The organism is Rhodococcus sp. NPDC019647 (genome assembly GCF_044389235.1).
Taxonomy (GTDB): Bacteria; Actinomycetota; Actinomycetes; order Mycobacteriales; family Mycobacteriaceae; genus Rhodococcus_F; species Rhodococcus_F oxybenzonivorans.
Genome location: NZ_JBIRXS010000010.1, coordinates 38,079 through 50,608 on the forward strand (window position 1 = coordinate 38,079; position 12,530 = coordinate 50,608).

14 protein-coding genes are annotated in these 12,530 nt (G+C 66.5%); 8 read left to right on the forward strand and 6 right to left on the reverse strand.

The window, feature by feature from the left end; translation table 11 throughout:
• Positions 1 to 52: 52 nt before the first annotated feature.
• Positions 53 to 313 carry a hypothetical protein gene (locus ACH49N_RS19410; protein WP_250771930.1) on the forward strand — a complete coding sequence of 87 codons (261 nt, stop codon included), beginning with the start codon at positions 53 to 55 and terminating at the stop codon, positions 311 to 313.
• Here the strand turns inward: ACH49N_RS19410 and ACH49N_RS19415 are convergent.
• Entirely contained in the window at positions 282 to 1,820 is a 1,539-nt protein-coding gene (locus ACH49N_RS19415; protein WP_358273625.1) for an alkaline phosphatase D family protein, read from the reverse strand. The genes ACH49N_RS19410 and ACH49N_RS19415 overlap by 32 nt on opposite strands.
• 31 nt (positions 1,821 to 1,851) lie before the next feature.
• Between ACH49N_RS19415 and ACH49N_RS19420 the strand changes: the two genes are divergently transcribed.
• Positions 1,852 to 2,445, forward strand: a complete 594-nt coding sequence (locus tag ACH49N_RS19420) for a methylated-DNA--[protein]-cysteine S-methyltransferase (RefSeq protein WP_358273627.1) — start codon at positions 1,852 to 1,854, stop codon at positions 2,443 to 2,445.
• Positions 2,446 to 2,524: 79 nt separating this feature from the next.
• Here ACH49N_RS19420 and ACH49N_RS19425 read toward each other — a convergent pair whose 3' ends face one another.
• The gene (locus ACH49N_RS19425) at positions 2,525 to 3,814 is read right to left on the reverse strand and encodes an adenylosuccinate synthase (protein WP_109332728.1); all 1,290 of its coding nucleotides are present in this window, start codon (positions 3,812 to 3,814) and stop codon (positions 2,525 to 2,527) included.
• 228 nt (positions 3,815 to 4,042) lie between these two features.
• On the opposite strand from ACH49N_RS19425, the gene ACH49N_RS19430 reads away from it, so the two are divergent.
• Together ACH49N_RS19430 and ACH49N_RS19435 are read left to right on the forward strand one after the other, a co-directional pair.
• The gene (locus tag ACH49N_RS19430) at positions 4,043 to 4,696 is read left to right on the forward strand and encodes a hypothetical protein (RefSeq protein ID WP_213577762.1); all 654 of its coding nucleotides are present in this window, start codon (positions 4,043 to 4,045) and stop codon (positions 4,694 to 4,696) included.
• Positions 4,693 to 5,469 carry a site-2 protease family protein gene (locus tag ACH49N_RS19435; RefSeq protein ID WP_250771935.1) on the forward strand — a complete coding sequence of 259 codons (777 nt, stop codon included), beginning with the start codon at positions 4,693 to 4,695 and terminating at the stop codon, positions 5,467 to 5,469. Before ACH49N_RS19430 ends, ACH49N_RS19435 begins: the two co-directional genes overlap by 4 nt.
• A gap of 44 nt (positions 5,470 to 5,513) precedes the next feature.
• Here the strand turns inward: ACH49N_RS19435 and ACH49N_RS19440 are convergent, their stop codons facing one another.
• Positions 5,514 to 6,017, reverse strand: coding sequence for a helix-turn-helix domain-containing protein (locus ACH49N_RS19440; RefSeq protein ID WP_250771938.1), 504 nt, complete (start codon positions 6,015 to 6,017; stop codon positions 5,514 to 5,516).
• 53 nt (positions 6,018 to 6,070) lie between these two features.
• Here ACH49N_RS19440 and ACH49N_RS19445 point away from each other — a divergent pair, with 53 nt between their 5' ends.
• Genes ACH49N_RS19445 through ACH49N_RS19455 form a run of 3 tightly spaced genes read left to right on the forward strand, consistent with a single transcriptional unit; the run spans position 6,071 to position 9,452 of the window.
• The gene (locus tag ACH49N_RS19445; protein ID WP_358273629.1) at positions 6,071 to 7,486 is read left to right on the forward strand and encodes an MFS transporter; all 1,416 of its coding nucleotides are present in this window, start codon (positions 6,071 to 6,073) and stop codon (positions 7,484 to 7,486) included.
• On the forward strand, positions 7,474 to 8,241 hold the full coding sequence (locus ACH49N_RS19450; RefSeq protein ID WP_358273630.1) for a thioesterase family protein: 768 nt from the start codon (positions 7,474 to 7,476) through the stop codon (positions 8,239 to 8,241). The genes ACH49N_RS19445 and ACH49N_RS19450 overlap by 13 nt, the downstream gene beginning before the upstream one ends.
• A 41-nt stretch (positions 8,242 to 8,282) precedes the next feature.
• Positions 8,283 to 9,452, forward strand: coding sequence for a thiolase family protein (locus ACH49N_RS19455; RefSeq protein WP_358273632.1), 1,170 nt, complete (start codon positions 8,283 to 8,285; stop codon positions 9,450 to 9,452).
• A 15-nt stretch (positions 9,453 to 9,467) separates the two neighbouring features.
• On the opposite strand, the gene ACH49N_RS19460 is transcribed toward ACH49N_RS19455, so the two are convergent.
• The gene (locus tag ACH49N_RS19460) at positions 9,468 to 10,424 is read right to left on the reverse strand and encodes a YafY family protein (RefSeq protein ID WP_358273634.1); all 957 of its coding nucleotides are present in this window, start codon (positions 10,422 to 10,424) and stop codon (positions 9,468 to 9,470) included.
• Positions 10,425 to 10,487: 63 nt separating this feature from the next.
• Here ACH49N_RS19460 and ACH49N_RS19465 point away from each other — a divergent pair, with 63 nt between their 5' ends.
• Positions 10,488 to 10,949 carry a pyridoxamine 5'-phosphate oxidase family protein gene (locus ACH49N_RS19465; protein WP_358273635.1) on the forward strand — a complete coding sequence of 154 codons (462 nt, stop codon included), beginning with the start codon at positions 10,488 to 10,490 and terminating at the stop codon, positions 10,947 to 10,949.
• Between the two features lie 4 nt (positions 10,950 to 10,953).
• Here ACH49N_RS19465 and ACH49N_RS19470 read toward each other — a convergent pair whose 3' ends face one another.
• Positions 10,954 to 11,367, reverse strand: coding sequence for a hypothetical protein (locus ACH49N_RS19470; RefSeq protein WP_358273636.1), 414 nt, complete (start codon positions 11,365 to 11,367; stop codon positions 10,954 to 10,956).
• A gap of 106 nt (positions 11,368 to 11,473) precedes the next feature.
• Positions 11,474 to 12,400: a cation diffusion facilitator family transporter gene (locus ACH49N_RS19475; protein WP_109332740.1), complete on the reverse strand. Its 927-nt coding sequence runs from the start codon at positions 12,398 to 12,400 to the stop codon at positions 11,474 to 11,476.
• Positions 12,401 to 12,530 lie beyond the last annotated feature (130 nt).

Consider the following 12,530-nt stretch of genomic DNA (forward strand, 5'->3'; position numbering starts at 1 on the left):
ATCGGCCCTGTGGCTATTCGATCCCAAGCCAGTCGGGCGCAGAGTTGACCCCATGACGACACTCCTCACCCTCGCCTGCATCATCCTCCTGGCCGCGGCCGTCGCCCGATACGGCCCCAAAGAAGGAGGTGAAGGCCTGTTTCGCGTGGAGCAGTTTCGCCTGGGCGCACCTCTCGGTGGCATATTCGCCGATCCACCGAGCAGTCCAGAATCTGCCGACTGGACTGCTCGCCCGATGAGCACCGACGGTAGTTCAGGGAGCCTTGCGGATTCCCGCGATGTCACCGAGCAGGAGGCGCCAGCACCTGACTGAACAGCACCGTCCCGGCCGCGTCGAGCAGGTCGACCCGCAACTCGGACGTCTCCCCGTCGATGAAGACCTCCCCGAAATGCTGGTATCCGTCGAGGGGTGAGGAATTCGGGGCAGGGGGTGCGTGGACGAACACAGCCTCGGGACCGAACGTCGGATCGAGGTCGTTGGGGCCGAAACCACCGGCGTTGAGCGGGCCCGACACGAACTCCCAGAACTCGTCGAAATCCTTGTACGCGGCACGGTCCGGCGAGTACCGGTGCGCGGCGGTGTAGTGCACGTCCGCGGTGAGCCAGACCGTTCCCGTGACGCCGCCCGCCTTGATCGCGGACAGTACCTGCGCGATCTCGGATTCACGGCCCGACGGTGGTCCCGGATCCCGGTTGGCGATGCCCTCGAACGCGGTGTCGCCGTCCGGTACCACCACCCCGAGCGGAAGGTCGTTGGCGATGATCTTCCAGGTCGCCGTCGACGCACCGAGTTCGCGAATCAGCCAGTCCTTCTGTGCTGCGCCGAGGATCTGTCCGGCCGGGCCGGTATTGACACCGTTCGCATCCTTGTAGGTGCGCAGGTCGAGCACGAAGACGTCGAGAAGAGGTCCGTAGCCGATCTTGCGGTACACGCGCCCGTCGACCGCCTCAGTGGGCTCGATCGGAAGCCACTCGTGGAACGCCTGGAATGCCCGCTGCGCCAGAACGTCGACGCTCTTCTCCGAGTAGGCCTCGGCGCTGAGGAGTTCGCCGGGATACCAGTTGTTGACCGTTTCGTGGTCGTCCCACTGAACGATCTGTGCGACAGAGGAATTGAAGGTTCTGTAGTGCTGGTCGCTGAGGCTGTAGGCGTACTGACCGCGGTACTGGTCCAATGTCTGCGCGAGCGCACTCTTGGCCTCGGTCACCGTGTTCCGCCAGATACGGCCGTCCGGCAGCGCAACCGACTCCTTCAGGGGTCCGTCGGCGTAGACGACGTCACCGGAGTGGAGGAACAGATGCGGGTCGCGTGCGGCCATCGTTTCGAATATCCGCATACCGCCGAGGTCGGGGTTGATTCCGTAACCCTGACCCACCGTGTCTCCGGACCACTGCAGCCGGATGTCGCCCGCGGTGCTCGGTGCGGTGCGGAAGACACCCGTCACCGCCTCCGATATGGCGCCGTCGTCACCTTCGAGGGTCACCCGGTAGTGCACCTGCTGCCCGGCGGGTAGTCCGGTCACCCGCAACCGTCCGGTGCCGTCCGTGTCCGGGGTGAGCAGTCCATCCTCGAATCGCACCGGGTCGGTGAACGACTCGGTGGCCGCCGTCTCGACGATCATCGTCGCCGGCCGGTCGGACCTCGCCCAGATCACTGCGCCGTCGGCGCGCACATCGCCGGAGGCAACTCCATGGGTCAGCGCGGGCCGGGGGCGTAGGAGGGTGGGACTCGAACCGGCCGAGCCGGAACACCCGGTGGCGGGAACAGCGAGTACTCCGAGAGCGGTGGCGCGGAGCAGGGTACGGCGCGACAGGTGCACGGGACATCTCCTCGGTGGTGGATCCTCGAGGATGTCCAACCGTGGCCAACAGACGGTAAACGTCGGATGTGGGGCGCATACTGGGTTGGTGACCACAGGATTCTGCCTGTTCGACACGGCACTCGGCACGTGCGCCATTGCCTGGCGGGCCGCCGGGATCGTCGGTGTGCAACTGTCGGAGGGTTCACCCGAGGCGACACGGGCCCGCGTCGAACACTGTTTCCCGGGTGCGGTGGAGCACTCACCGCCCACACCGGTACAGCAGGCGTTGGACGCCATTCGGGAACACCTCGGCGGCGCACTCGACGACCTGCGCTGGATCGACCTCGACTTCGAGGGAGTCCCCGAGTTCGATTGTCACGTATACGAGATCGCCCGGGCCATCGACCCGGGCGACACCCTCACCTACGGGGAGGTGGCTGCGGCACTCGGCAAACCCGGCGCCGCGCAGGCCGTCGGCCAGGCACTCGGACGCAACCCCTTGCCGATCGTCGTCCCCTGCCACCGCGTCCTCGCCGCCGGAAACAAGGTCGGCGGATTCTCCGCGGGCAGCGGCACCCTCACCAAACGCGAACTACTCGCCCTCGAACACGCACCCGGATTCGACGACCCCGTGCTGTTCTGAGCAACCGCACGGGCCGGACCGACGTCACAGCCGTTCGACGTCACAGCCGTTCAGCGTCACAGCCGTTCCGTGCGACTGGTCAGCGCACCACGTCGCGGCGCACGATGGTCTCGTCACGGCCGGGGCCGACACCGATGCACGAAATGTAGGCGCCGGACAGCTCTTCGAGGCGCAGCACATAGTTCTGCGCATTCTTCGGCAGTTCCTCGAAGGTGCGTGCGTGCGAGATGTCTTCCCACCATCCGGGCATCTCTTCGTAAATGGGGGTGGCGTGGTGAACATCCGTCTGCGACATCGGCATTTCCTCGTGCCGTACACCGTCGATGTCGTAGGCGACGCAGATGGGGATGGTGTCGAGGCTGCTGAGCACGTCGAGCTTGGTGAGGAAGTAGTCGGTGATGCCGTTGACGCGAGTTGCGTAGCGGGCGATCACGGCGTCGAACCAGCCGGTGCGGCGGGCGCGACCGGTGGTGACACCCACCTCACCACCCGTCTTGGCCAGGTATTCACCGTGCTCGTCGAACAGCTCGGTCGGGAACGGACCGGAGCCGACTCGCGTGGTGTACGCCTTGAGGATGCCCAGCACCGTGGTGATCTTGGTGGGTCCGATGCCCGAACCGACCGCCGCGCCACCGGATGTCGGGTTGGACGAAGTCACGTACGGGTACGTCCCGTGGTCCACGTCGAGGAGAGTTCCCTGCGACCCCTCCAGCAGAACCGTTTCGCCACGCTCGAGAGCCTCGTTGAGCTGCAACCGGGTGTCGGCGATGCGGTGCTTGAATCCGTTGGCCTGTTCGAGCACCTCGTCGACCACCTGCTGCGGGTCGAGCGCCTTGCGGTTGTAGATCTTGGCGAGCACCTGGTTCTTGAATTCCAGTGCCGCCTCCACCTTCTGGGTGAGGATCTTCTCGTCGAGCACGTCCTGCACCCGGACGCCGACTCGGGCGATCTTGTCCTGGTAGCAGGGCCCGATGCCGCGGCCCGTGGTGCCGATCTTCTTGGCGCCCAGGAAGCGTTCGGTGACCTTGTCGATGGCCACGTGGTACGGCATGATCAGGTGCGCGTCAGCCGAGAGCAGCAGCTTGCTGGTGTCGACGCCCCGCTCGTCGAGTCCGGCGAGTTCGGTGAGCAGCACTCCCGGATCCACCACGACACCGTTGCCGATGACGTTGGTGACGCCCGGCGTGAGGATGCCCGACGGGATCAGATGCAGCGCGAACTTGTCGCCGTTCGGAAGAACGACGGTGTGTCCGGCGTTGTTTCCGCCCTGGTAGCGCACCACCCACTGCAGGCGTCCGCCCAATAGATCGGTCGCTTTGCCCTTGCCCTCATCGCCCCACTGGGCGCCGATCAGGACGATTGCCGGCATGACGTTGTCTCCTACGGTCGACGTACAGTCGTATCCGACTGCGTGGTTCTGCCGTTCGTAGGCAGTGGCCGGGGGAACAGTCTAGCCGAGCGCACAGAGAACAGACCCCACAGTACGACCGGAGTGGCTTCGGGGCCGGTGTCGGGCATACAACTAGGATGGCCGGATGGAAAGCTGCGGCAGCCGTAGCGGGACATATCCGGGCGAGGAGTGGCGTTGACCCCCGTTGTGCTCATATGCGGTGACGTGCCGCTTCCCCTGCCCCTGGGGTCGATCTCGGCGTCGAGCGCCCCCACCGTGCCGGACAAGGACGACTTCGACGAGGTCTTCTCCAAACTCCAGGTTGTCACGCATCCGCGGCTCATCGTGGTCGGTAGCGACGCCGCACTGGCCGCGACCTTGACCCGGCTGATGCGGACCGACCGGTTACATATCGAGCTCGCCTACGTCGCCGAACACAGCTCACCGGCAACCGACGCCTACCACCTGTCCGCGGGAGCACGGGCCGCCCGCACGGCCCTGAAAGGAACGGCCAAGCCGGTGCCTCTCATCCGCGACGACGCGGGCATCGCGCTGGTCGGGCTCGCCACCGTGACGGCGCCCGGCGGTGAACCGTTGGTCGGCGAGGCGTACGTCGACGACACCCGACTGTTCTCCGGTACCGCCACCAACATGCACGTCACCCCCACTCCACGGATGCCCGGGCTGCGGGCCTCGATCGATCCCCGGCGGCGCTGGTTGCCGCGTCGATGGATCGAGGGGCGCGCGGTCCAACTCGGGTCGCCGGCCGCCGCGCTGACCCGTGACGACGTGCCCAATCCGCGCGCGGTGAAACGGTCGACGTTCTACCGTCACGACCGCGAGTGGTTGCTCGTTCGATGAACCTGCCCAGAACGCGGTCCACCGCCGTCCGGCCCAGCCCGGTCTTCCTCCTCGTCGTCGCCACCGCCGTCGCCGGTGGAGTACTCGCGTGGGGCGCCCGGGCCGAGTCCGTCGTCGGCCACGTCGGGGTCTTCCTCCTCGTGGTGGCCGGCTGGGTGGTGACGCTGTGCCTCCACGAGTTCGCGCACGCGTACACGGCGTGGCGGCACGGCGACACCGATGTGGCGGTGCGCGGATACCTCACCCTGAACCCGCTCAAGTACAGCCACCCCTTGCTGTCGATAGGCCTTCCGGTGCTGTTCATCGCCCTCGGCGGAATCGGGCTACCGGGCGGCGCCGTCTACCTGCGGACGGGGTTGTTCCCGCCGAAGGTCCAGGCGAAGGTGTCGCTCGCGGGGCCGGCCGTGAACCTCGTGTCGGCGGTGGTCCTGCTGACCGTGATTCGCGGGTGGGGCCTGGGCGGTGATCATCGGGTGTTCTGGACGGGCCTGAGTTTCCTGGCTTTTCTGCAGGTGATGGCCACGGTACTCAACCTGCTCCCCGTTCCGGGCCTCGACGGCTACGCCGCACTCGAGCCCTTCCTGCCGCCGCGGACCCGCCGGTCCGTCGATCAGTACAAGCCCTACGGACTGCTCGTCCTCGTGGCCCTACTCTTCGTGCCGTCGATCAATACCGTGTTCTTCGACGGAATCTACTGGCTGTTCGAGCTGTCGGGTGTGCCGGCGATCTACGCGCAGTACGGCAACTACCTGATGCGTTTCTGGCTTTCGTGAGTCCCCCCGTGAGTACTTCTTAACAGTGGGCTGTTGACAAACACTCACGGGAGGGAGCGGCGAGCCTGCTCCTCGGTGAAGTTGGGCGTCAACCGCAATTCGGTCAACGGCACCTCGCGGTCGGGACTGCGCACCTCGACGCGGACGGGTTGACCCGTCGCGTCGTCCCGCAGTCCGATCGGCGCGCCGCGTTTTCCCTGCAGGTACTTGTCACCCCACTGCATGAGTGCCAGCACGGCAGGCAGGAGGTCGCGCCCCTTCTCTGTCAGCACGTATTCGAAACGGGTCCGTTGTCCGGGTTCCTTGTAGGGCTGCCGCTCGAACAGACCTTCTGCGGTGAGTTCCCGCAGGCGCGCCGCCGCCACCGCCTCGGTGACCCCCACACGCTGGACGAAGTCGTCGAACCGCGTGGTCCCGTAATAGGCCTCGCGGAGGATGAGAATGGCCGAACGCGTGCCCACTACATCCATCGCCTTTCCGATCGAGCAGTGCGTGGCCCGCCAGGTGTCGCGATCGCCGAGGAAGCCGTCCAGTCGTGCCGCATTCATGCCACCATGATAGCTGACTTGCAAAAAGCAAAGCCAGGTGTACATTGCTGGCTATGGTATTCAGCAGTCAGGTGCGAGGGGATATCCGCCTGCATCCTCTCCTTCTCGTCCTGTGTGGCGCCCCGTTCGTCGCGAGCCTCGATCTCTTCGTCGTGAACATCGCCCTCGGCGACATCGCCGCCAGCTACCCCGGTTACTCCCTCGGCGACCTGAGCTGGGTACTCAACGGCTATGCGATCGTCTATGCGGCACTACTGGTTCCACTCGGCCGGTGGGCGGATCGTATCGGTCACCGGCGTGCATTCATGCTGGGACTGGCGCTGTTCACGGCCGCGAGCGCCGCCTGCGCGCTCAGCCCCTCCCTGTGGTTTCTCGTCCTCTTCCGCCTGCTGCAGGCTGTCGGCGCCGCGGCCCTGACCCCCGCAAGCCTCGGATTGCTGGTCGGAACCGTCCCCGCGGAACGACGCGCCGGAGCAGTCCGCATGTGGGCGGCCTCTGGTGCGGCAGCCGCCGCGTTCGGCCCCGTCGTCGGCGGAATCCTCGTCGAGGCCTCCTGGCGCTGGGCGTTCCTCATCAACATTCCGATCGGAATCGCACTCCTGATCGCCGCGACCCGTGTCGTGCCCGACGTCCGCCCCACCGCCACCGACACCGAACTCGACCTCATGGGGGCGGCCCTGCTGATTCTCGGGATCGGCGCACTGTCGCTCGGGATGGTCCAAGGTCCGGAATGGGGATGGGGGGACCCCCGGATCCCCCTCGCTTTCACCCTCGCCGCCGCCTGCCTTGCCCTGTTCTGGTGGAGCAACAGCCGTCACCGGGCACCCCTCATCGAACCGGCCCTGCTGAAGGTGCGCACGTTCGCGTGGTCCAACGCGACCGCCCTGGTGTTCAGCGCAGCGTTCGCGGCGGGACTGCTCTCGAACATCCTCTGGCTGCAGAACGTGTGGGAATACTCGGCGATCAGGACGGGACTCGCCATCGCTCCCGGACCGATCCTCGTGCCGGTCTTCGCGATCGCCGGCCAGCTCCTCGCCCGGCGCTTCTCCCCCGGCACCATTGCCGCTGCCGGAAGTCTGCTGTGGGCGGCGGGCACGCTACTGATCCTGGGGTCGGCAGGGGCGGAGCCGCACTACGTCACCGAATTCCTTCCGGGTTTGCTGATCGGCGGAGTAGGCGTCGGCCTCGCACTCCCCACCATTCTCTCGTCCGCCACTGCCGGGCTTCCGCAGTCCCGGTCGGCGACCGGCAGTGCGATCGTCAACATGAATCGGCAGATCGGCACCGTGATCGGGGTCAGCGTGCTCGTGGCGGTCCTCGGCACCATCGTGGGCTACGACGACACTCACTCCGCCTTCCTCGTCGCCTGGTGGGTGATCGCGGCAGTCGGTCTCGGGGCGGCGGCCACATCCATCGGCATGAATTCACAGAACCCACGCACCGTGGAGGTACCGGCATGGCCCCGCTGACCGCACTTGCTTTCCCCACCGAATTCGACTCCACCTGGCGTGGTTTCGGCGGTATGCACGGCGGGCTCGTCGTCGCATCGATGCTGCACGCGGCCGAGGCCGAGACGGCAGCGACACCGGTCACCGTCTCGGCCCACTTCACCCGGCCCGTCGACCCGGGCCCGGTGGACCATCAGGTCGAGGTTGTGCACGGCGGGCGAACACCGAGTGTCCGCGTATCGATGCCAAGTTCCGCCGGTGCACTGATCCGCCTCACCCGCACGCCCAGCGCCATTACGTGGCCTCACAGTGCGCCCGACCTCGGCGACGAAGATCCGGAAGTCCTCACACCCCTGGTGATTCCGGCCGACTACATGCCCTTCGCCCAGTACCTCGACATTCGCCCGATCAACTCGGCACGTCCCTTCGCCGGCGGCGCCGACCCTGAGTTCGAGGTGTGGATTCGTCTGCTCTCATCGATCGATTTCAGCCCTTCGGAACGCGCGGCGGTATTACTCGACGCGTTACCGCCGGGGTTGTTCGCCGTACTCGACGCGCCGGTAGCCATCCCCACCGTCGAGTTCAGTGCCCACTTCCCTGTGAGTACTTATCAACAGCCCGCTGTTAACAAGTACTCACGGGAGGGGTGGTACCACCTGCGCCACCGCACGGTCTGGGCCACCGAAGACTCGTGTGTCGACGAAACCGAACTGCGCACCGCTACAGGACACCTCGCGGGTCAGGCGCGTCAGCTCCGCAGAATCCTCACCCCCTGATCGCCAACCACAGCTCAGCAGCACAGAGAAAGGGAACTCCCATGAGAGACGCCGTCATCGTCGAGGCCGTCCGCACACCGATCGGCAAGGGCAAACCCTCGGGGGCCCTCCACGATGTGCACCCCGTCGACCTCCTCGCACACAGTCTGTCGACCCTCGTCGAGCGCACGGGGATCGATCCCGCACTCATCGACGACGTCATCGGCGGCACTGTGACGCAAGTGGGCGATCAGGGCCAAAACCTCACCCGCACCGCACTTCTCGCCGCCGGGTACCCCGAGTCCGTGCCGGGCACCACGGTCGACCGGCAGTGCGGCAGTAGTCAGCAGGCCGTCCACTTCGCCGCGCAGGGTGTGCTGTCCGGGGCCTACGACATCGTGGTCGCGGCCGGTGTCGAGTCGATGGGCCGGGTTCCGATGGGCTCGAACGTGGTCGGCCGGGAGTCGCTGGGTCTGGGATTCGAGCGCCGTTACCCCGACGGCCTCGTTCCCCAGGGCATCAGTGCCGAACTCATCGCCGCCCGCTGGGAACTGTCCCGACAGCAACTGGACGAGTTCGCGTTACGTAGTCATCAGAAGGCCGCCGCGGCAACGAGCGCGGGCAACTTCGCGAAGGAACTCGCCGTCCTGCCGGAACTCGCCGTCGACGAAGCGATCCGTCCGGATACGACACTCGATGTCCTGGCCGGGCTGCGTCCCGCCTTCCACAGCGAGCACTACGCGAATCGGTTTCCCGACATCGACTGGTCGATCACCGCGGGCAACAGCAGTCCACTCTCGGACGGGAGCGCTGCCCTGATGATCACGACGTCGGAGATCGCGGGCCGACTCGGATTGACACCTCTGGCCCGCCTGCACAGTTTCGCCGTCGCCGGTGACGACCCGCTGATGATGCTCACCGCGGTCATCCCGGCCACCCGTAAGGTGCTGGCGCGCAGCGGGCTCGACATCTCCGACATCGATCTTTTCGAGGTCAACGAGGCGTTCTCATCGGTGGTCCTTGCATGGGCGGCCGAGACCGGCGCCGACCTCGATCGGGTAAACGTGCACGGCGGCGCGATCGCACTCGGTCATCCGCTCGGTGCCAGCGGGGCGCGCATCATGACCACGCTGGTGAACGCCATGGAGCAGCGCGGCGCGCGATACGGTCTGCAGACCATGTGCGAGGCCGGCGGGCTCGCCAACGCGACGCTGATCGAGCGCCTCGGGTAGAGGTGTGGCTGCGCGTCACCGGTGGCGGTTCATCATCGCCTCACCGGTGTCGCGCAACGCCGCTCGCAGCGACGCAGGTTCGAGCACCTCGACCCCTGCACCCAGCGCGGTCAACTGTTCGAGGGCCACGTCCTCGGCCTCGAGCACCAGGTCGACGGCCACCCAACCGTCCTCGTCGGGAGGTCCCGCCTCGACACGCGCAGCCTCCACACCCACGATCCGGGGCAACTGACGCCACGACCGCGGTGACAGGCGCACCCGGCACGGGAACCGGAGCATCGCGCGATCGAATTCCGCGACGGAGGCCGACCACCACGCACCGAGATCGAACTGTTCCGGCCGCAGTGCCGGCTCCGTGAGGACCGTGGCGTCACTGACCCGGGACACCCGGTACGACAAAATCCTGCTGCGATGCTGCGCAACCAGGTACCAGACACCCGCCTTGGCCACCAGACCGAGTGGATCGAGCGTCCGCGTCACCACGTCGGCACCTTTTCTGTAGTCGATGCGCAGGCGCCGCCCCTCCAGCACCGCGGTGGCGACGTCGGGCAGGTGCTCGTTGTCGCGGGGTGGCGTGAACCATCCCGGCACGTCGACGTACAGACGATCACGCCACAACTGTGCACCTGCCCGCAGCGGAACAGGCAACGCGTGCAGCAACTTCGACTGCGCCGCCGCGGTCACCTCACGCAGACCGAGGTCGTCGGCGAGCGAAGGCACACCCAGCAGCATCAGCGCCGACGTCTCCGCCCCCGTCATCCCACCGAGTTTCGACTGCCATCCGTCGAGCAACCGAATACCCCCGCCGGGACCACTTTCGGTCCAGAGGGGCACGCCCGCCGCCGACAGCGCCGCGACATCCCGGTACACCGTGCGCACCGAGACACCCAGCTCCTCGGCCAGCTGCCGCGCCGTGACGCCGCGGCTGCCCTCCAGCCGCAGCATCAGTTCGACGAGCCGACTCGAACGCATTGCCCGAGTCTAGAGAAAATGACTGACAGAAGGTGTCAGGGATAGGCGCGCACACTGACGTCCATGACGCACTGGACACAGTTCGAGACCGAAGCGCCCGACCTCGCCAAAGCCGTGATCGCCCGCTTCGAGGCACACAAACACCACGTTCTCGCGACCGTCCGCAAAGACGGCTCACCCCGAGTCAGCGGCACCGAAGTCGAGTTCTACGAGGGCACGCTGCTGCTCGGTTCGATGGTGGGAGCACGGAAGGTGCTCGACCTGCGGCGCGACCCGCGATTCGCGCTCCACAGCAACCCAGGGCACCACTCCATGGAGGGCGGCGACGCGAAGATCAGCGGCAGCGCCGAGGAGATAGTCGGCGAGAGGAAACAGCAGATCGTCGACCACTATCCCGACGAGATCGGCGAGGCAGACGTCTTCGAACTCTCCGTCGACGAGGTGGTACTCACCACCGTCGACGGCGAACATCTCTACGTCGACCTGTGGAAGCCGGGTCGGGGCGTCACCCGCTTCACCAAATAGCGGTTCACTGGGTGACGGCGAAACCGAAACCGAGGGCGCAGGTTGCGGCCGTTCCCGTCGTGCCATCCGGGTCGTAGGTTCCACCAGGGATGAGGTGAGCGGTGAAGCCCGGCAGATCACGCTCTGTGTCCTCGTCGTTCGTCAGCGGGCCCGACGAGCCGATGGTGGGGCCGGCCTGACCGATATTCAGGTACGCCACCTGAGCGTCGGTGGTCGCATTATCTGGCCCCTCGAATTCCCACTCGATTTTCTGCGTATCGGTGTCTCGCTCCACGTCGAAGGATGCTTCGGCGTTGCAATTCGCCAACGGATCGGGCATGAACGGCGCGGCCGACGCCACGGCGGGCGCGGAGAGGAGGGCGGCCGCACCGATGGCTACGGCTGCTGCGGATTTCGTGAGCGCTCCGAGAGTGGACATGAATCTGGCTCCCTTGTGAGACGGCACCGACTGTTCCGGTAAGTCTGACCCGCCGACTGCGCGGACGCCACGATTGTTAGCGGAAAGAAACCAACCATCCTCTCGCTTACCAGGTCACGTTCTTTTCACAGTGGCGTCCGTTCGCCGTCGATTCGACCTGCACTGTGGCGTGTGAGAGCTGGTGCGTTTCGAGGACGGTGCGGGCCGATTCGAGGACGAGGGCGGAGTCGGATTCCGTGGTGAGGTGCACCGTCGCCACATCCATGCCGGTGGTGAGAGTCCACACGTGGAGGTCGTGCACGCCGATGACGCCGGGAACTGCCGCCAGGTCGGCTTCCACCGCTTCGACGTCGACGTCCGCGGGGCTCGCCTGGGTGAGGATCCGCAGCGATGCGGCGGCGAGTTTCAGTGCGCGGGGCACCACCCACAGGGAGATGAGGACACCGACGACGATGTCGGCGTAGGTCCAGTTGAACGCGATCACGACGGCACCGGCAATGAGGACACCCACACTGCCGACCGCATCCGCGAGAACTTCGAGGTACGCCCCGCGCACGGCCAGGCTGTCCTTGGAATCGGCCCGCAGCATGAGCATGACGACGAGGTTCGCGGCCAGACCGGCGGTAGCCGTGAGGACGAGTGCGAGACCGGGGAGGTCGGGTGCGTCGCCGATACGGGAGATGGCCTCGTAGAACACCCATACCGCGACGGCGAGAAGCATTGCGGCGTTGGCCATTGCGGTCAGCACCTCGGCACGGTGCCAGCCGAAGGTGCGTGCGGCGGCGGCGCTGCCCTTGCGCGCGAGCACGAGCGCGACGAGACCCATAGCCATGCCGACGACGTCGGTGAGCATGTGCCCGGCGTCGGCAAGCAGCGACAGCGAGTTGACCGTAAGGCCGACTCCCGCCTCGAGGACGAGGAACGCGAGGAGGATGACGAGCGCTATCGCCATACGACGGACCCGCCCCTTGGATGGCCCTACCTCACCCCCGCCTTGCGTGTGGCCGTGCGAATGACCGTGGCCGACTCCCATGTGTAGAGCTCCTCCCGAAGTTCTGCCGATCATATGCGTACTTGTGCATGTGTATCAACAGCGTCGTGCCGGCGACCTCATCGACTCAGCCGTTGCCTGCGTCCCGGGCGGCGCGATCGAGCCGGCTCCG

Bases quoted from the DNA above. Each gene is read 5' to 3' on its own strand.
- ACH49N_RS19455 (WP_358273632.1), top strand. From the start codon at position 8,283: ATGAGAGACGCCGTCATCGTCGAGGCCGTCCGCACACCGATCGGCAAG.
- ACH49N_RS19460 (WP_358273634.1), bottom strand. From the start codon at position 10,424: ATGCGTTCGAGTCGGCTCGTCGAACTGATGCTGCGGCTGGAGGGCAGC.
- ACH49N_RS19410 (WP_250771930.1), top strand. From the start codon at position 53: ATGACGACACTCCTCACCCTCGCCTGCATCATCCTCCTGGCCGCGGCC.
- ACH49N_RS19440 (WP_250771938.1), bottom strand. From the start codon at position 6,017: ATGAATGCGGCACGACTGGACGGCTTCCTCGGCGATCGCGACACCTGG.
- ACH49N_RS19435 (WP_250771935.1), top strand. From the start codon at position 4,693: ATGAACCTGCCCAGAACGCGGTCCACCGCCGTCCGGCCCAGCCCGGTC.
- ACH49N_RS19465 (WP_358273635.1), top strand. From the start codon at position 10,488: ATGACGCACTGGACACAGTTCGAGACCGAAGCGCCCGACCTCGCCAAA.
- ACH49N_RS19420 (WP_358273627.1), top strand. From the start codon at position 1,852: ATGTCCAACCGTGGCCAACAGACGGTAAACGTCGGATGTGGGGCGCAT.
- ACH49N_RS19475 (WP_109332740.1), bottom strand. From the start codon at position 12,400: ATGGGAGTCGGCCACGGTCATTCGCACGGCCACACGCAAGGCGGGGGT.
- ACH49N_RS19445 (WP_358273629.1), top strand. From the start codon at position 6,071: ATGGTATTCAGCAGTCAGGTGCGAGGGGATATCCGCCTGCATCCTCTC.
- ACH49N_RS19470 (WP_358273636.1), bottom strand. From the start codon at position 11,367: ATGTCCACTCTCGGAGCGCTCACGAAATCCGCAGCAGCCGTAGCCATC.
- ACH49N_RS19450 (WP_358273630.1), top strand. From the start codon at position 7,474: ATGGCCCCGCTGACCGCACTTGCTTTCCCCACCGAATTCGACTCCACC.
- ACH49N_RS19425 (WP_109332728.1), bottom strand. From the start codon at position 3,814: ATGCCGGCAATCGTCCTGATCGGCGCCCAGTGGGGCGATGAGGGCAAG.